The 20,101-nt window shown below is 41.6% G+C and carries 15 protein-coding genes; 2 read left to right on the top strand and 13 right to left on the bottom strand.

Annotation, left to right across the window (positions count from 1 at the left end):
• Nucleotides 1–49: 49 nt before the first annotated feature.
• From aceF to dsbC, 12 genes are all read right to left on the bottom strand, one after another.
• Nucleotides 50–1,924: a pyruvate dehydrogenase complex dihydrolipoyllysine-residue acetyltransferase gene (gene aceF, locus ACTG7Q_RS06310; protein ID WP_439242022.1), complete on the bottom strand. Its 1,875-nt coding sequence runs from the start codon at nt 1,922–1,924 to the stop codon at nt 50–52.
• 129 nt (nt 1,925–2,053) lie between these two features.
• Nucleotides 2,054–4,711 (bottom strand): pyruvate dehydrogenase (acetyl-transferring), homodimeric type, encoded by a 2,658-nt coding sequence (gene aceE / locus ACTG7Q_RS06315; protein ID WP_439242024.1) that lies wholly within the window; start codon nt 4,709–4,711, stop codon nt 2,054–2,056.
• Nucleotides 4,712–5,009: 298 nt separating this feature from the next.
• Entirely contained in the window at nt 5,010–6,173 is a 1,164-nt protein-coding gene (lldD, locus tag ACTG7Q_RS06320) for an FMN-dependent L-lactate dehydrogenase LldD (RefSeq protein ID WP_439242026.1), read from the bottom strand.
• 32 nt (nt 6,174–6,205) lie between these two features.
• Entirely contained in the window at nt 6,206–7,801 is a 1,596-nt protein-coding gene (locus ACTG7Q_RS06325; protein ID WP_439242028.1) for an L-lactate permease, read from the bottom strand.
• A 212-nt stretch (nt 7,802–8,013) separates the two neighbouring features.
• Nucleotides 8,014–8,514, bottom strand: coding sequence for a PTS glucose transporter subunit IIA (gene crr / locus ACTG7Q_RS06330; protein ID WP_439242030.1), 501 nt, complete (start codon nt 8,512–8,514; stop codon nt 8,014–8,016).
• 69 nt (nt 8,515–8,583) lie between these two features.
• Nucleotides 8,584–10,311, bottom strand: coding sequence for a phosphoenolpyruvate-protein phosphotransferase PtsI (gene ptsI, locus ACTG7Q_RS06335; protein ID WP_439242032.1), 1,728 nt, complete (start codon nt 10,309–10,311; stop codon nt 8,584–8,586).
• A 112-nt stretch (nt 10,312–10,423) separates the two neighbouring features.
• Nucleotides 10,424–10,681, bottom strand: coding sequence for a phosphocarrier protein Hpr (ptsH, locus tag ACTG7Q_RS06340; protein WP_439242034.1), 258 nt, complete (start codon nt 10,679–10,681; stop codon nt 10,424–10,426).
• 182 nt (nt 10,682–10,863) lie between these two features.
• Entirely contained in the window at nt 10,864–12,060 is a 1,197-nt protein-coding gene (gene metC, locus ACTG7Q_RS06345; protein ID WP_439242036.1) for a cystathionine beta-lyase, read from the bottom strand.
• Between the two features lie 135 nt (nt 12,061–12,195).
• Nucleotides 12,196–12,897 (bottom strand): 5'-methylthioadenosine/adenosylhomocysteine nucleosidase, encoded by a 702-nt coding sequence (locus ACTG7Q_RS06350; RefSeq protein WP_439242038.1) that lies wholly within the window; start codon nt 12,895–12,897, stop codon nt 12,196–12,198.
• Nucleotides 12,898–13,611: a thiol:disulfide interchange protein DsbA/DsbL gene (locus ACTG7Q_RS06355; RefSeq protein WP_439242040.1), complete on the bottom strand. Its 714-nt coding sequence runs from the start codon at nt 13,609–13,611 to the stop codon at nt 12,898–12,900.
• A 4-nt stretch (nt 13,612–13,615) separates the two neighbouring features.
• Nucleotides 13,616–15,340, bottom strand: coding sequence for a single-stranded-DNA-specific exonuclease RecJ (gene recJ / locus ACTG7Q_RS06360; protein ID WP_439242042.1), 1,725 nt, complete (start codon nt 15,338–15,340; stop codon nt 13,616–13,618).
• 66 nt (nt 15,341–15,406) lie between these two features.
• Nucleotides 15,407–16,096 carry a bifunctional protein-disulfide isomerase/oxidoreductase DsbC gene (gene dsbC, locus ACTG7Q_RS06365; RefSeq protein WP_439242044.1) on the bottom strand — a complete coding sequence of 230 codons (690 nt, stop codon included), beginning with the start codon at nt 16,094–16,096 and terminating at the stop codon, nt 15,407–15,409.
• Between the two features lie 160 nt (nt 16,097–16,256).
• Between dsbC and prfB the strand changes: the two genes are divergently transcribed.
• Nucleotides 16,257–17,355 (top strand): peptide chain release factor 2 gene (prfB, locus tag ACTG7Q_RS06370; RefSeq protein WP_439242046.1). Its coding sequence is split into 2 segments (ribosomal slippage): nt 16,257–16,331 and nt 16,333–17,355, totalling 1,098 coding nucleotides; the frame shifts between segments, so codons are not numbered across the junction.
• A gap of 74 nt (nt 17,356–17,429) precedes the next feature.
• Nucleotides 17,430–18,941: a lysine--tRNA ligase gene (lysS, locus tag ACTG7Q_RS06375; protein WP_439242048.1), complete on the top strand. Its 1,512-nt coding sequence runs from the start codon at nt 17,430–17,432 to the stop codon at nt 18,939–18,941.
• Between the two features lie 114 nt (nt 18,942–19,055).
• Here the strand turns inward: lysS and ACTG7Q_RS06380 are convergent, their stop codons facing one another.
• Complete coding sequence (locus tag ACTG7Q_RS06380) at nt 19,056–19,955, bottom strand: hypothetical protein (protein WP_439242050.1); 900 nt, start codon at nt 19,953–19,955, stop codon at nt 19,056–19,058.
• Nucleotides 19,956–20,101 lie beyond the last annotated feature (146 nt).

Genomic DNA, 20,101 nt, shown 5'->3' on the forward strand with positions numbered 1-20,101 from the left:
CTTGTATAAAAGTGCGGTGAAAAAATACCGCACTTTTGTATACCGTTAATTACATTGCCAAACGGCGTAAGTCTGCTAATACACCACCAATAAAGCTAATAAATCTCGCTCCATCGGCACCATCAATCACACGGTGATCGAAAGATAAAGATAAAGGTAACATCAAGCGTGGAGCAAATTCTTTACCGTTCCACACTGGTGCCATTTCAGATTTAGATACCCCTAAAATCGCCACTTCAGGTGCATTGACAATCGGTGCGAAGTGCGTGGTACCCAAGCCACCAATACTGGAAATAGTGAAACAGCCACCTTGCATATCCGAGGCAGTTAATTTACCTGCACGGGCTTTTTTGGACACTTCCATCAATTCACGGGAAAGCTCGATAATGCCTTTTTTGTTCACATCTTTGAACACTGGCACCACTAAACCGTTTGGTGTGTCCACGGCCACGCCGATATTGACATATTTTTTCAAGGTTAAGCGTTGACCATCTTCAGAAATGGAGCTGTTAAAGCGAGGGAATGCCTCCAAGGCTTTGGCAGCGGCTTTCATGATAAATACCACTGGAGTGATTTTCACGTCGAGTTTTTGTTTTTCCGCTAATTTGTTTTGTTCTTTACGGAAATCTTCTAAATCCGTAATATCCGCACGGTCGAAGTGTGTCACATGTGGAATCATCACCCAGTTACGGTGTAAGTTCGCACCAGAAATCTTGTTGATACGTGTTAACTCAACTTCTTCCACTTCACCAAATTTGCTGAAATCTACTTTCGGCCATGGTAACAAGCCTAAACCGGCACCATTAGCGGCACCTGAATTTGCTGACGCACCACTTTCAAGGGCTGCAATCGCTGCTTTCACGTAGGCTTGAACGTCCTCTTTTAAGATACGACCTTTACGACCTGTGCCTTTCACTTTATCAAGGTTCACGCCAAATTCACGGGCTAAACGACGAACCACTGGCGTTGCATGTGCAAAGGTGCTACTTGCTGTCACGCTATCTTGATTGACAGGTGCAAGAGATTGTGCAGGGGTGGCAGGCGCAGATTGTGGCGCACTTGGTGCTGGCGCTGCTGCTTGTGCAACGGGTGCAGGTGCGGCACCCGCCACTTCAAATTTCATAATTAATGAACCCGTTGAGACTTTATCGCCTGATTTCACTAAAATTTCTTTCACTACACCGGCAAACGGTGCAGGCACTTCCATTGAGGCTTTATCGCCCTCAACGGTAATTAAAGATTGTTCTTCGCTGATACTGTCGCCGACATTGACCATAATTTCAGTCACGTTAACTTCATCAGAACCGATATCTGGGACATTAACCTCTTTCACGGCGGATTGTGTTGGAGCCGCCGCAGGCGCTTGTGCAGCAGGTGCAGCCGCTGCAGGGGCAGAGCCAGTTTCAAATTTCATAATCAATTTACCGGTGGCCACTTTATCGCCAACATTAATTAAGATTTCTTTCACCACGCCTGCGATTGGGGCTGGCACTTCCATGGAGGCCTTGTCACCCTCAACGTTAATGATAGATTGATCCACCTCGACTTTATCACCCACTTTAACCATGATTTCGGTCACGTTAACTTCGTCAGATCCAATATCTGGCACATTCACTTCAACCACTGCGGAGGCGGTTGGCGCTGCCGCAGGTGCGGTTTCGGCTTTTGGTGCTTCAGCAGCAGGTGCTGCACCGGCCGCCTCTAATTCGAGCATTGGCGTGCCTGTTGACACTTTGTCGCCCACTTTCACTAAAACCGCTTTTACGACACCGGCCTCAGGGGCAGGGACTTCCATTGAGGCTTTATCCCCCTCAACATTAATAATGGATTGATCCACTGCAATGGTATCGCCCACATTCACCATCACTTCCGTTACGGTGACTTCATCACTACCAATATCTGGCACTTGAATTTGTTTTGACATTTTTATCTTCCTTCTCTGTGCTTGCGGCTAACAGACAAAAATAGCTGTTTTTTCACCGCACTTTAAAACCATTCTCATGAATTATATAACGTGGAGAGAAAATCTCTCCCACGTTATGCAATGATTTTATTAAGCGTATAACGGATTAACACGTTCTGTTTTTAAACCGTATTTTTCAATGGCTTGTTCAACCACTTTCGCCTCAATGGTGCCTTCTTTCGCTAATTGAGATAATGCAGCCACAACCACATAATACTCATTCACTTCAAAGTGTTCACGTAAGTTTTCACGACCATCTGAACGACCGAAACCGTCTGTCCCTAACACATGATAATGTTTGCTTGGTACATAAGCACGGATTTGTTCCGCATAAAGTTTCATATAGTCGGTTGATGCGACTGTTGGTAAATCCGCTAAAACTTGTGCCACATAAGGTACACGTTGTGTTTCGGTTGGGTGTAATAAGTTCCAACGTACTGCGTCTGCTCCCTCACGGCCTAATTCATTGAATGATGGCGCACTGAATACATCGGCTGTCACACCGTAGTCATTGGCTAAGATTTGAGCCGCTGTACGCACATGACGCATAATGGCACCAGAACTTAATAATTGAACGTGGCCTTTGCCTTTACCTTGTACGGTTTCAAATTTATACAAACCTTTACGAATACCTTCCTCTGCACCGGCTGGCATAGCAGGTTGTTCAGTCACTTCGTTTAAGGTAGTGATGTAATAGAACACGTTTTCTTGTTTTTCACCGTACATACGGTTGATACCGTCTTGGATAATGACGGCCACTTCAAAGGCAAAGGCTGGATCGTAAGTGATACAGTTTGGAATCACGCCCGCTTGAATATGGCTGTGACCATCTTCATGTTGTAAGCCCTCACCGTTTAAGGTTGTACGGCCTGATGTACCGCCGATCATGAAACCACGAGCTAATTGGTCACCGGCTAACCACATCATATCGCCTACACGTTGGAAACCAAACATGGAGTAATACACGAAGAATGGAATCATCGGTAAGTTATTGACAGAGTAAGAGGTTGCTGCGGCGACCCAAGAGGCGGTGGCCCCTAATTCGTTGATACCCTCTTGCAATACTTGGCCATCTGTTGCCTCACGATAGTAAGCCACTAATTCACGGTCAGATGGAACATAGTTTTGACCTGCTGGGCTGTAAATACCGATTTGACGGAATAATCCCTCCATACCAAAAGTACGAGCCTCGTCCGCAATAATTGGCACGATAGTTTTACCGATATTTTTGTCTTTTAATAAGGTGTTTAACACACGGCTGAATGCCATCGTGGTAGAAATACCACGTGGCTGTTCTTCTAACAAGGCTTGGAATTCTGACAATGCAGGCACTTTATATTCCACATCAAATGCTTTACGACGTGCCGGCACATAACCATTTAAGGCTTTACGGTGGTTGTGCAGATATTCATATTCTTCTGAACCCTCTGCAAATTTGATGTATTCTAATTTTTCTACTTGCTCATCAGTTAATGGCAAATGGAAATGATCACGGAAACCTTTTAAGCTATCCAATGACATTTTTTTCGATTGGTGAGCGGTGTTTTTACTTTCCGCCTCTGGGATTTTATAACCTTTCACCATGTGTGATAAAATCACCACCGGTTTGTCGGCTTTTTGCGCTTTAGCAAAGGCTGCATACATTTTTTCACTGTCATGACCACCACGGCGTAATGCCCAAATTTCATCATCAGTCCAGTCAGCCACTAATGCCGCAGTTTCTGGATAACGACCGAAGAAGTGTTCACGTACATAAGCACCATTTTTGGACTTGAATGTTAAGTAGTCGCCATCAACCACTTCCATCATTAATTGCGCTAATTTACCAGAGGTATCTTTGGCAAATAATTTATCCCAACTGCTGCCCCATAATACTTTAATGACTTCCCAACCTGCACCGCTGAATAAGCCCTCTAATTCTTGAACGATTTTACCGTTACCATGTACTGGGCCATCTAAACGTTGTAAATTACAGCTAATCACAAAAATTAAGTTATCTAATTTTTCACGAGCTGCAACCGTAATCGCCCCTTTAGATTCGATTTCGTCCATTTCACCGTCGCCTAAGAACGCATAGACTTTTTGGTTAGAGGTATCTTTTAAATTACGGTTATGTAAATATTTTAAGAAACGGGCGCTATAAATCGCATTCACTGGGCCTAATCCCATAGATACGGTAGAGAATTGCCAGAACTCAGGCATTAATTTCGGGTGTGGGTAAGAAGATAATCCATCCACAAAGGCCTCTTGACGGAAATTATCTAATTGTTCTTCGGTTAAACGTCCCTCTACAAAGGCACGGGCATAAATACCAGGTGCCGCATGGCCTTGAGAGAAAATTAAATCGCCGCCGTCTTTTTCTGTCGCCGCTTTAAAGAAATGGTTATAACACACTTCATACATAGAGGCCGCAGATTGATAGGTAGAAATATGGCCACCTAAATCCAAATCTTTTTTCTGACTACGTAATACCATGGCAATCGCATTCCAACGCACCGCAGAACGAACACGACGTTCAATATCTTTGTTACCTGGGTAAGGAGGTTGTTCTGAGGCAGGAATGGTATTTACATAAGCGGTGGTTGCACCGGCTGGGAGAGGAACGGCTTGGCTACGAGCATGTTGCATGATTTGCTCAACAATAAACTGAGCTCGTTCTGTGCCTTCTTCACGAATAATTGAATCAATCGCCAATAGCCAATCTTGAGTTTCGATTGGATCTACGTCATTCTTCACGATTTCTGACATAGTCTTTTCCTTATTTTGATGTTAATAAAATTATGTTTAGCCTGTTGCCAAACGACGGGTGGATAACTAAATTGCTACTCTCTTGATTAGTGAATGCGCTTTTCTCATCCATTTAAAAAATTTTTTAAATTTTATTAGATTTTTTTAATCAAGCATAGCGATATTTCACTAAATTTTAACATTATTTTTTTGAAATATCACGAAATAAGTAAAATTTTGACCGCACTTTAACCGTTCCTCCCGTTGAATCGCCCCTAAAAGAAAAATCACCGCAGAAAGTGCGGTGATTTTTTCAGGGTTATTTTGTTGCGTCAGTCAATAACTTTTCGTAATCCACAAGCGCACGAGACGTAATGTCGCTAATTCGTTGATTACTGGTTAAGGTCATGGCGACACGCATTTCTTTTTTGAAAATATCCAACATATTTTCCACCCCCGCACGGCCCGCCGCACCAAGGGCATAAACAAATGAACGACCAAGCATGGTGGCATCTGCTCCTAATGCGATCATACGTACGACGTCTAATCCGTTACGAATGCCCGAATCAGCAAGAATTTTAATATCCCCTTTCACCGCATCCGCAATTGGTGGCAAGGCACGGGCTGAAGAAAGCACGCCATCAAGTTGGCGACCACCGTGATTTGATACCACAATACCATCAGCACCAAAACGCACCGCATCTTTCGCATCTTCGGGATCCAAAATGCCTTTGATCACCATTGGGCCGTCCCAGAACTCACGGATCCACTCTAAATCTTTCCAAGAAATAGACGGATCGAAGTTTTGGGTTAACCAACCGATATAGTCATCAAGATTAATTGGTTTTCCCATATAAGTAGACACATTGCCTAAGGTGTGCGGTTTGCCTTTAATACCCACGTCCCACGCCCAGAATGGGTGAGTCATGCCTTGTAATACACGGCGAATTTCTTTATATGGGCCACTCATGCCGGAGTGCATATCACGATAACGAGCGCCTGGGGTTGGCATATCCACAGTAAATACCAAGGTAGAACAACCGGCGGCTTTCGCACGTTCCAAGGCATTTTTCATAAAGCCACGATCTTTCAACACATAAAGTTGGAACCACATTGGGCGTTTAATGGCCGGCGCCACTTCTTCAATCGGGCAAATCGACACGGTAGATAGCGTAAATGGAATGCCTTTATTATCCGCCGCTTGTGCCGCTTGCACTTCACCACGACGGGCATTCATACCTAATGCACCGACAGGCGCTAATGCCACAGGCATCGATAATTTTTCGCCAAATAGCTCAATTTCCGTGTCTAATTGTGACATATCTTTTAATACACGTTGTCTTAACGCAATATCGGCTAAATCCGTCACATTGCGTTCTAAGGTACGTTCTGCATAAGAACCGCCATCCGCATAATGGAACATAAATGGCGGAACTTTGCGTCTGGCCGCTTCACGGTAGTCATTGGCTGATGAAATAATCATATTTTATACCTCTCTTATAAATTATTATTTTGTTAAATCGAATAGAACATTGGCACAATAAAGGTCGCTGCCAGTGCCGCAATGATGCCATAAATAAACATTGGGATCGCGGTTTTCTTCAAGATCTCACCCTCTTGGTTCGGTAAATTCACAATGGTGCTTACCGCAATAATGTTATTTACGCAGATCATATTCCCCATGGCACCGCCCACAGATTGCAAAGCCAAAATAAGCGAAACATTTAAGCCGGCTAATTCTGCGGTTGAAATTTGTACACCACCAAAGGTCAAGTTAGATACGGTATTTGAACCAGAGAAGAATGCGCCAATAGCCCCTAAGTAAGCAGAGAAATAGGTCCAAGATTCACCGGCAACATTGGCAAAACCTGTACCGATAATTTTCACCATTGAACTGTCACCACCCATGGTCATTAATTTCACCATCACCAAAGCACCAAACATGGCCCAGAATGGTCGAATACCTTGTTTAATACTGCGCATGGCAATTTGGTGTACGGATTTTACACTTAAACGATAAATGAAGAAAGTCAGTAATGATACCACACCAAACGGAATTAACGCTGGTACATAAAGTAAACGGTAGTTATCCGATACACCGGTTTCAAAAATATTACTTAATGAAAACACTAAACCTTTGGTAATCGCAAAATCACCTAAATAACCCCATGACGCATTGATCCATGGTGTTTTATCTTGAATCATGGCGTTAAAAGGTAATTGCGGTAAACGAGTTAAAATTAACAACGTAATAAGCAATAAGGTTGGCGATAATGCTTTAAATACTTCGCCTTTCGTCACGGCTGCTGCATACTCAGAAGCCTCCGTTTTCACTAAGCCAATGCCAAAATTAGCCACGGCAATGGAAATTAATAAACCGATTGCCCCACCCACCAATGATGGAAATTCATAGTTAAATTGTGCGAGTAATACATAGGGAACCACACAAGAAAGAATACTGATGTAAACGAAAATAATGTTACGTTTAACGTCTTTCCACTCTACCACAAATAATAACGCAATCACAGGGATCACTAAAGCGGCTACGGCATGGATTAACGCTGTCATGCCACCGATTTCAAGAATTTGTTCAGCAGGTAAATTGAGTGGCGAAAGGCCAAACCACGTTGGCGTACCTACCGCACCAAAAGACACAGGAATGGAGTTCATGGCTAACGCTAAACAAGCCACACGGAACGGTTTAAACCCTAAACCAATTAAGATCGGTGCTGCAATAGCAGGCGGTGTGCCCCAACCACTGGCGCCCTCAAGCATAAAAGCAAATGCCCATGCAATAATCATTAATTGTGCTACTGGATTTGGATTGATGGTGGCTAACCATTTACGCAAGGTATTAATGGCACCAGAATCTTCCAAGGTTCTGTGGAATAAGATCGCACCAAAAATAACCGTAATCGGCACTAAGGTGGAAAGATAGCCCGATACTACATTGGCGTTAACCAACACTAAATCAGCATCAAAATAAAAAACCTTAATTAAATAAACCAATATTGCAATCATTGGCAACGCAATATAGGACGGAACAGGATTGCGTTTAACCATTAAATAAATGAGCAATGCAATTGGAAAAATACTTAAAAATAACGCCATAGAAACCTCTCTAAAAAACACGGCAAATAGGTCGGGTATTCTATAAGAATCTCAAAATAAAAACAGAAGAAAGTTACAAATTTGTGATCTGCGTTACATTTTTACAACACAATCGCTTATTTTACATTCAATCTATCGCTATACGTTGATTTTTACGGCGTTAAAAATAGAAAAGCTCGCCAATGGCGAGCCTTTAAATAAATAATATCGTATTATTTTTTCAATACTAAAACCACCGATTCACCGGCAACCACATCACCCACTTTTTTACTAATATGGCTGATTTCGTCCATATTAGAAATCACCACAGGGGTTAACACAGATTTTGCTCTTTGTTCTAATGAAGCAAGATCAAATTCAATCACCGTGTCACCACGTTTAACGGTTTGGCCCTCTTTAGCCACACGGGTAAAGCCCTCACCTTTTAATTCCACGGTATCAATACCAAAGTGAACGAATAATTCAACGCCCTCTTTAGATTCCATTGAAAACGCATGGTTGGTTTCAAAGATTTTACCAATCACACCATCAACAGGTGCCACAATTTTGTTACTGTTCGGGCGAATTGCAATACCGTCACCAACAATTTTCTCAGAGAAAACGACATCTGGTACATCTTCAATATTCACAATTTCACCTGAAAGTGGCGCATAGATTTCCACTTCAACAGCGTGACTTTCTTTTGCACCAAATAATTTATCAAAAAATCCCATTTTTTACTCTCCTGCTTGCTATATGAACAAAGATTTTGCGTATTTTAACCCAAAATCTTTGCTTTGTATCTAGTTAAATGCGTTTTCTTTTAAGAAATCGTCTACTAATTTCTCAATTTCCACCGCAGTTGGTTGTTGTAACGCTTGCTCTGCTAATGCTTTGGCATCTTGATAATTGACGTTACGAATAATTTTCTTAATGGCTGGCACAGAGATAGCACTCATACTGAATTCGTCTAAGCCCATACCTAACAATAAGACAGTGGCCCGTTCATCACCGGCTAATTCACCACACATACCCGTCCATTTGCCTTCCGCATGAGAGGCGTCAATCACTTGCTTGATTAAACCTAACACCGACGGCGCCAATGGATTATATAAATGAGAAATCATTTCATTACCACGGTCAACCGCTAAGGTATATTGGGTTAAGTCATTGGTACCAATACTGAAGAAATCCACTTCTTTGGCTAAGAATTTGGCATTCACCGCTGCTGATGGGGTTTCCACCATCACACCAATTTGAATATTTTCATCAAAGGCTTTGCCCTCGTTGCGTAATGCTTGTTTCAAGGTTTCAATAACAGATTTCAGCTCACGAATTTCTTCCACCGAAATAATCATTGGGAACATCACCGCTAATTTACCAAAGGCGGAGGCACGTAACACGGCACGTAATTGGGCGGTTAAAATTTCACGACGATCTAACGCAATACGAATCGCACGCCAACCTAAGAATGGATTCATTTCTTTAGGTAAATTTAAATACGGTAATTCTTTATCACCACCAATGTCCATGGTACGCAATACCACAAGACGACCATTCATGGCCTCAACCACTTCTTTATAAGCAATAAATTGTTCTTCTTCGCTTGGTAACTGATCACGATCCATAAATAGAAACTCGGTACGGTATAAACCAACACCCTCTGCGCCATTACGATCCGCACCATCACAATCACGAATGGTCCCAATATTGGCCACCACATCCACACGATGACCGTCTAATGTCATGGCCGGTAAATCTTTTAATTTGGCCAATTCGGCTTTTTCGGCGGCTAATTTTTCTTGTGCCGCTTTTAACGAATCAATTTCAGCTTGCGTTGGATTAACTAATACTTGGTTATTCACCGCATCTAATACTAAAAAATCACCGGTATTAACTAATTCAGTGACATTATTTGTCCCGACAATCGCTGGTAATTCCAAAGAACGTGCCATAATGGAAGTATGTGAAGTACGACCACCAATATCGGTAATAAAACCTAACACTTTATCTAAATTTAACTGTGCCGTTTCAGATGGCGTTAAATCATAAGCAACCAAAATCACTTCTTCATTAATATCACCTAAATCCACAATTTTCATGCCGAGAATATTTTTAATCAAACGATTACCAATATCCCGAATATCGCCGGCACGTTCTTTTAAATATTCATCATCAATTTCAGACAACATGGTCACTTGCTGATCGATAATCTTGCTCGCTGCCACGGCGGCATTGACTTTATTTGAACGTAAATAATCAATGATTTCTTCTTCCAATTCCTCGTCTTCTAAGATCATCAAATGACCTTCAAAGATGGCAGCTTTATCTTCCCCTAAGGATTTAAATGCACGATCACGAATAGAACTAAGTTGTTCAACGGCGTCCGTGCGTCCTTGATAAAAACGAGCGATTTCCTCATCAATTTTATCATCTGTAATTTTGTGCATATCAAGCACAATTTTTTCTTCTTTAAGGACGAGTGCGTTACCGAAAACAATACCTGGAGAGGCTGGAATTCCTGAAATCATAATTTACCTTCTGACTAAAATGAAAGGGTAATAAAATAAAAGCCACAACATCCCACTTCTCTTAATGCAACAAATCCATGAAGAGAAGAAAATGTATATGGCTAAACTAAAATTATTCTAAAGTAGGGACTAATGCCACTAAATGATCCACAGCGGCTTGTGCATCTTCACCTTCCGCAGAAATGGTAATCACTGTACCTTGGGTTAAACCTAAAGTTTGTAATTTAAACAAACTTTTTGCGCTTGCACTTTTACCCGCAGAAGTCACCGTAATATCTGAAGTAAATCCTTTCGCTTCTTTTACGAACTGAGCGGCAGGGCGAGTGTGTAAACCGCTTGCTGCGGTAATTTCAACGTCTTTTGAGTACATGATGTTTCCTCTTTTTGATGATAATGAAAACGAACACTATTTGGCTTAATACTTCAGGCCTCATAGTAAACTATCTTATTCTAAGCGATTAATGCGATGGGATCACGCTAAAATTGATGAAAATCGAAAAATAACAGTGAGATAGTATAAATAACCGCCAAATGTTAACGAATTATTAATATTTAACCCAAGTTTAATCGTTTCAGCCCTGCTTTTAAGTCTGAAATCAACTCATCCACGGACTCAAAACCAATATGCACACGAATCAACGTCCCGCTTAAAGTGCGGTCAATATTCGGGCGAATTTTGGCAATCTCTTCTGGTTGGTTATATAAAATTAAACTTTCAAAGCCACCCCATGAATAGGCCATGCTAAATAATTCAAAATGATCCATAAAATCAGAAAGTTGCTGTGGCGTTAATTTTTGTTTTAACTCAAAAGAAAACAAGCCAGATGAACCCACAAAATCACGAGCAAAAAATTCATGACCAGGGCAACTTGGCAAGGCGGGGTGATAAACCGCTTTTACTTCAGGTTGCTCCGCCAACCACATGGCAACTTTCACGCTGCTTTCTTCATGCTGTTTAAAACGGACGACTAACGAACGAATGCCTCGGGCCGTCATATAAGCCGTATCAGCATCCACCATTTGCCCCATTAAATAGGAATGTTCACGCAACTGATCCCAACAACGCGCATTCGATACCGCTGTACCAATCATGGCATCCGAATGCCCCACCAAATATTTGGTGCCTGCTTGAATGGAAATATCAATGCCATGTTCAAGGGCTTTAAACAAAATACCACCGCCCCACGTATTATCCGCCATCATCACCACATCCGGATTCACTGCTCTCACCGCTTGCACAATCGCAGGTACATCCGGCACTTCCATAGTCAATGAACTTGGGGTTTCAAGGAATACAACCGTCGTATTCGGCCGCATAAAATCGGCAATTTTTGCACCGCACATGGGATCATAAAAGGTGGTTTCCACCCCTATTTTTTTCAACATTTGATGACAAAAATCTTGCGTAGGCTCATAGGCCGCACCAGACATTAAAATATGATCACCGCTTTTTACGAAAGCTAAAATACTGTTAGTAATGGCTGCGGCGCCACAAGGATACAAATAACAGCCCGCCCCACCCTCCATTTCACACATCAGATCTTGCAATGCAAAATGGGTTAGGGTACCACGGCGTCCATAAAATAAGGCTTGTTTAGCACGGTTAATCGTGGCTTGTTTTTTGTCGGCCAAACTATCGAAAACCAAAGAAGACGCCCGTTGAATCACTGGGTTGACTGCGCCTTGTGTAAATCGTTTAGTTCTCCCTGTATGCACTAAGGCGGTTGCTAATGAATGTTTTTTGCTCATGTTATTGTTTCCTTTTACTTACCCCCTCTCCCTTTGGGTGAGGGTTGGGGTGAGGGTTTGGGTAAGCGTTATTTAACCACAATTTTACCCTCACCCTAGCCCTCTCCCAAAGGGAGAGGGGACGATTTACTTGATTTATAACTCTGCCAACATGCCTAATACTATTTGTGAGGACATTTTTGCGGCCAAAGGTAAAAATTCATCAAAAGACATACTGGCCTCACCGTCCCCCGCATCAGAAATGGCACGCACCACCACAAATGGCACGGCAAAACTATGACAGACTTGCGCAATAGCCGCCGCCTCCATTTCCACCGCACAAACCGCTGGAAAATCCGCTTTTATTTGCGCTAACGCTGTGCCACCTGCAATAAAGCTATCGCCCGAACAAATCAAGCCACGTTGTACTGAATGGCCTTGTTGTTGTGCAATACGTTGTGCAATACGTTCTGCAAGTGCGGTCAATTTTTCATCAGAAATAAAACGAGGTGGACAAGCGGGTAACTGCCCTTTCACGTAGCCAAAGGCCGTCACATCTGCATCATGATAAGCGGTTTCGGTGGAAAGAATAATATCTCCGACGTTTAGCCCTGTGGCCACGCCACCTGCCGATCCTGTGTTAATCACCACGTCAGGTTTAGCCATTTGCAATAAAGCTGTTGTGCCAATCGCTGCCGCCACTTTACCAATACCCGATTGGACTAACGCCACGGATTTGCCCGCAATTTTGCCCTCAAAAATCACCGCACTTGCGACCTTGGTTTCTGTTTTTTCGGTCATTAACCCTAACAGAATGTCTACCTCTTGTGCCATGGCACCGACAATACCTATCTTCATTTATTTCTCGTTTTGTTTGTTGTTCATTAATTTATTCACCAAATAATCAAGCACCGCAAAGGTGTAATCATCATTATAAAGTGTGCTGATGGTTAAAACATATTTGCCATCCAACACCACAAAAGGATAGGTGAATACGCCATATTTTTCCGTACGAGCAATCGCTGAATTGACTAACTTAATGGTTGAATTCGCATAAAAAATTTCGTCAAATTGCTGAGAATCAATATTATTTTGTTGTAACCAAGCTAACAAATTATCCCATTTCGCCAACTCGGCATAACGTGTTGCGTCCGTGGTTTCAAATAATAAGAGATCGGACACATCATCACGTTTTAATTGATGTAAACTATAAAAAACTTGGGCGCTATAAAGGACATCATCTGTCGCAATCGGATATTCTTCATAATTCACCTTATCCGCATTCAGCTCTTTATAGAGGGTAAGAATATCTTGCACATTCACACAAGTTCGACAATCGTAAGCAAAAAAAGATTGAATTCTTACACGATCTTTTTCTAACTGAACATTCACTGGCGTACTATAAGAAAAATAATCCTTGCCGTCTTGAAAAGGTTCCGCATTGTTATCGGTTTGCTCAACGGCCATCTCCGTCGCCTGATCTTCACTATGGGACGCCAATGGCACGGGGTTTTCTTCCGCCCACGCCGTCGCATTCCAACATAATAAAAATAACAAAGCAATATATTTCATAATGTTACACTAACATGATCGGTTCAATATAATCCACTAATAATTGAATATCCCGATTACCTCGAAATTCATTAATATCCAATTTATAGACTAATTTTGCACATTTAATCGACTGATCAGGATAATAACGAGTATCCACGTTAAAAGCAATGGCATCAATCAGTTGTCCGCCCTGTTTAGGCTCTAATAACATTTTTAAATGACGTTCGCCCACTAAACGTTGTTGCAAAATTTTAAATTCGCCGTCAAATACAGGTTCAGGAAAGGCTTGTCCCCAAGGGCCGGCTTGTTTGAGGATTTCGGCCGTTTGCAAATTGAACAAAGAGGGTGGCAATTCGCCATCCGTCCACAAGGTACCTTGCAATTCTTCATCCCCTAGCCATTCGGTGACCACCTCATTAAAACTGCATTGAAATTGCTCAAATAATTCTGCTCGAATACTTAACCCCGCCGCCATGGCATGACCGCCAAATTTTAAAATCATCTCTGGGTGACGTTGATGAACCCGTTCTAATAAATCACGCATATGCAAGCCCTCCACCGAACGGGCGGAACCTTTTAACACGTCATCACCATCTTGTGCAAAGGCAATAATAGGACGATGAAATTGATCTTTAATACGTGAGGCAACAATGCCTAACACGCCTTGGTGCCAATCCGATTGATACAGTGCCACGCCCAAAGGCAGTTGTTTTTCACGGTTAAGTGCGGTTAATTTTCGGCAAATTTCTAACGCCTCTAATTTCATGCCTTGCTCAATTTCTTTGCGGGTTTGGTTTAATTCATCCAATTCCAACGCCAAGGATCTCGCCTGTTCCATGTTGTCACTTAACAGCAATTCCACCCCAATGGACATATTATCCAATCGCCCGGCTGCATTTAAACGAGGCGCAATGGAAAAACCTAAATCACTGGCCGTTAATTGATGAATATTTTTATTCGCCACTTCCGCTAAAGCACGAATGCCATAACAGCAATGTTCAGCCCGAATTCGCAACAAGCCTTGATAAGCCAAAATGCGGTTATTTTGATCTAACGGCACCACGTCCGCAATGGTGCCTAAAGCGACTAAATCCAATAATTCAGTGAAATTCGGTTGGGTTTGACTATCAAATACGCCCATTTCACGTAATTTGGCACGCAACGCCAACATCACATAAAAGGTCACGCCGACACCCGCTAATGACTTAGAGGGAAAATCACAGCCGACTAAATTTGGGTTAACAATAGCGTCAGCACAAGGCAGTTGTTCCGCCGGTAAATGATGATCGGTGATCACCACGCTCACGCCACGTTGTTTTAAATAGGCTACGCCCTCCAAAGAGGCCACACCATTATCTACCGTGATCAACACCTCCACACCTTGTTGGCATGCCATGTCCGCCACCGCCACGCTTAAGCCGTAGCCTTGTTCAAAACGATCGGGAATTAAATAGTTGACATCCGTAAAACCCAACTGGCGCAAAGCCAATACCGCTAAGGCCGTACTGGTCGCCCCGTCCGCATCAAAATCCCCCACAATCACGATTTTTTTATCACGAGAATCTGCCAATAATTGCACCGCAGTTTGCATGCCTGATAATAAATGTGGCGACAACATTGATTGCAACGTGCGATCTAATTGTTGTGCGTTTTGAATATGACGGGAACGATATAAACGATCTAATAAGGGATTATCACAAACAGGCGAACCTGTTGGCACTTCTCTTCTTTGAATGATTTTATTCACGGGAATATTGTTATTATTAATTAATCATTGTAGGGTGCATTCATGCGCTGCACCCTAGGTTATGGCTTATTTAGTTAATTCAGCTAATAATGCTTTCGGTTCTAAATAACCACCGATCACTTCACCATTTTCAGTGACAATCGCCGGTGTACCTTGCACGCCCAATGCCACGCCCAATTTATAATGTTTAGCCACCATATTCGGTGTTTTCAACTGCGTTGGCAACTTGCCTTGTTCCGCATCATTTAACGCTTGAACCCGATCTTTGGCGGTGAAAATCGCCTCCATTTGTTGTGCCACTTGATCGTTTGACGCCACACCACGACGGGGGAACGCCAAATAACGAATGGTAATGCCTAACTCATTGTAAGCCTTAATTTGTTCATGGAGTTTATGGCAATAATAACAACTAATATCCATAAATACCGTCACCACGTGTTTTTCATTTTTGGCGGGGTAAATGATCATATCTTGTTTATAACTTTCTAAAGTACCCATTAAGGCTTTGGCTGACACGTCTACGGGGCCTTTATCGGTGAGTTCATACAATTTACCATGTAACACATAATTGGCATCTTCACTCACGTATAAAATACCTTCTTCCGTATTCACGGTTTTTAGGCCTGAAATCGGCGAATCTTTAACTTCAACTTGTTGCACGCCCATTTTGTTCAACTTGGCAATAATTGCGTTATTATCGGCTGCTGCATATACTGCGACAGATGAGAGCAAAACGGCGGTGAAAATTTTGTACATTTTTTACTTTCCATGGTTATTATTAAATATTCGTCGCCTAGTTTATCACAACTTTCTATTGAATTTAACTATTTAACCGATAACAGACTGTTTCAACTACTACACAATCGACCCTAAATAGGCTATAATTCAGGGTTTACGATATGAAAGAAATCCTATTATGTTTGAAATTAACCCAGTAAAAAACAAAATCGCCGATCTCGCCGAACGCACTCAAGTGCTGAGGGGGTATCTTTGACTTTGATGTTAAAGTCGAACGGCTAGAAGAAGTCAATGCCGAATTGGAACAGCCTGAAGTCTGGAATGAACCCGAAAAAGCCCAAGCCTTAGGCAAAGAACGATCTGCCCTTGAATTAGTCGTAAACACGATAAAAAAACTCGATCAAGGTTTGGAAGATGTTGACGGATTGTTAGAATTAGCCATTGAGGGCGAAGATGAACAAACCTTTAACGAGGCCGTTGCAGAATTGGACGAACTTGAACAGCAGTTAGCCAAATTAGAATTTCAACGTATGTTCAGCGGTCAACATGATGCTTGTGATTGCTATGTAGATTTACAAGCAGGTTCAGGCGGCACCGAGGCACAAGACTGGACAGAAATGTTATTACGTATGTATTTACGTTGGGCCGAATCGAAAGGCTTTAAGACCGAATTAATGGAAGTGTCTGATGGTGATGTGGCTGGGCTAAAATCAGCCACGATTAAGGTGTCTGGCGAATATGCTTTCGGTTGGTTACGTACAGAAACTGGCATTCACCGTTTAGTGCGCAAAAGCCCGTTTGATAGCAATAATCGCCGTCACACCTCTTTTGCGGCTGCCTTTATTTACCCTGAAATTGATGATGATATTGATATTGACATCAATCCAGCGGATTTACGCATTGATGTGTATCGTGCCTCGGGAGCAGGTGGTCAGCACGTGAATAAAACCGAAAGTGCGGTGCGAATTACCCATATTCCAAGCGGTATTGTGGTGCAATGTCAAAACGACCGTTCGCAACACAAAAACAAAGATCAATGTATGAAACAGCTCAAAGCCAAGCTATATGAAATGGAAATGATGAAGAAAAATGCCGATAAACAAGCCTTGGAAGAAAGCAAATCCGACATTGGCTGGGGCAGTCAGATTCGTTCCTATGTATTAGATGATAGTCGGATTAAAGATTTACGCACGGGCGTGGAAAATCGCAATACCCAAGCGGTGCTTGACGGCGATTTAGATCGTTTTATTGAAGCAAGCCTAAAGGCGGGATTGTAATCTATTTTATAAAAATTGTAGGGGCGTATTGCATACGCCCAAAAAACATAATCAATATTTAAAAGGTAACCAATATGTCAGAACAACAAACAACAGAACTGGATTTTCATGGTGAAATGGCCGTCCGCCGTGAAAAATTAAAAGCATTACGAGCAAAAGGCAATGCATTCCCGAACACATTCCGCCGTAATGCGTTAGCAGAAGAGCTACACGATTGGCACGACTACAAAGATGGCGAAATTTTAAAAATTCAGGATATTGAAGTAGCTGTGGCAGGCCGTATCATGACTCGCCGAGCCATGGGCAAAGCGACATTCATTACGCTCCAAGATATGAGTGGCAAAATTCAGCTTTATATCTCACGTGATAATTTACCTGAGGGCGTTTACAAAGAGGACGTAGGACAGTGGGATTTAGGCGATATCGTTGGTGTCAAAGGCACATTGTTTAAAACCAAAACCAATGAACTCACGGTTAAAGCTAAAGAAGTACATTTATTAACCAAAGCATTACGCCCATTACCGGATAAATTCCACGGTTTAAACGATCAAGAAATCCGCTATCGTCAACGTTATTTAGATTTAATTGCGAACGAAGATTCTCGCCGCACGTTTATTATTCGTTCTAAGGTCATTTCAGGTATGCGTGAATTTTTCCTGAGTAAAGGCTTTATTGAAGTGGAAACCCCAATGTTGCAAGTAATCCCTGGTGGTGCGGCAGCACGTCCATTTGTAACCCATCACAATGCCTTAGACATTGATATGTACTTGCGTATTGCCCCTGAGTTGTATTTAAAACGCTTAGTAGTGGGTGGTTTTGAACGAGTATTCGAATTAAACCGCAATTTCCGTAATGAGGGCGTTTCTGTGCGTCATAACCCTGAATTTACCATGATTGAATATTATCAAGCCTATGCGGATTACCACGATTTAATGGATAACACCGAAGAATTGCTACGCAAATTAGCCCTTGATATTCTGGGTACGACGATTGTGCCTTACGGCGAATACGAATTTGATTTCGGCAAACCATTTGAGCGTATTACCATGCACGATGCAGTGCTTAAATACGGTGCAGATAAAGGCATTGTAAAAGACGATCTTTATGATTTCAATCGTGCTAAAGCTGTTGCCAAAAAACTGGGTATTGAAGTACAAAAATCTTGGGGTTTAGGTTCTATCGTCAATGCGATTTTTGAAGAAGTGGCAGAACATCACTTAATTCAGCCAACATTCTTAATGGCTCACCCAGCGGAAATCTCACCATTGGCACGCCGTAATGATGACAATCCTGAAGTGACCGATCGTTTTGAACTCTTTATTGGTGGTCGTGAAATTGGTAATGGCTTCTCCGAACTTAACGATGCAGAAGATCAAGCGGAACGCTTTGATGCACAAGTGGCAGCAAAAGATGCAGGTGATGATGAAGCAATGTTTAAAGATGATGACTTCGTGGTTGCCCTTGAACACGGTTTACCACCAACAGCAGGTGAAGGCTTAGGTATTGACCGTTTGGCAATGTTATTTGCTAACGCTGCGTCAATTCGTGATGTGATTTTGTTCCCAGCGATGAAGAATAAAGCGTAAAAAAGAAAGAAATTTTAACCGCACTTTGTGATCAAAGTGCGGTTATTTTTTTGAGTTCAGATCATTTTAGAAATTTTGCCTGTTTTGCCATATCCCACACTTTTACAGCTAAGTTTATTTTTTGAAATAATCATAAAAGTTGAAGGTTCGCAGATCATTATTTTTATTAATCAACTGTTCAAAATCAGTAGGGAATTTATACGATTGAGTTTGGGTATCAAATTTAACGACTAATTTTGGCTTAATTGCATTTGCTTTTTTTCGTTTATCTTCTCCACTCGTATATTCAATATGCGGTGATTCCAAATAATAACTAAATTCAAGTGGATAATAACCACCAACTGGCACTAAATCTTTTCTTACTTTAAATTCACAGCTATAAACAGGCATTGATTGCGTTCCCATGCTATGTGGGAAAAATGAAGGGCAAGCATCTATACTAATACTATATAATTTTTCATTAACTAAATAACCTAGCCCAATATTATTAAATTTACCTGACCCATAAAAAATATCATTTTTGAATGCAACTTTATTATATCCGATGTCAATAAACTTCAGGTCGCCTAACTGAGATAATTCTTCCTTTACTGGAAAAAAATTTTTAAGATCCACCTTAAGATCTAATTCCCATTTATCATCTTCCCGATTAAGTATAACCAAGTAAGCGCTTTCCTGTTCTCCAGAAGTTACATTTCCAGCGTATTTGGAAATTAAAACATAACGTTTCTCATTATTTTCAGTTTTAATATCTTTTACATCAGCGTAAATAGGACGTTCACTACCAGATTCTTTATCAGGTGTGACCAAATATTTTTCCCCATTTCCATTCAATGTGTAATATGCGGTCGGATAAACCTGTTTAACGACTTTTTCAACAAATGTTTCATTATTTAATGATACTGGAATACTGTAAGAGGAGAAATTATTCATCATGCCATTCATTGAACTTTTAAAATCAGCACAACTGGTCACTGAAAAAACAATAAGAGAAACTAACAGTAATTTTTTCATAATAAAAATCCTTGATAAGTGTATTCGTCATGTTTTAGTTGTTATGTCAATAACAACTAAAAGGATTATAATCCTTGAAAAATTGGCTATCTTCCAGTCTATTTTAGACATATACTTTTTCTGTTTGAGACAGCAAATTTATTTCC

Origin of the sequence: Lonepinella sp. BR2474 (genome assembly GCF_051851555.1) — a bacterium.
In the GTDB taxonomy this organism is placed as follows: Bacteria; Pseudomonadota; Gammaproteobacteria; order Enterobacterales; family Pasteurellaceae; genus Lonepinella.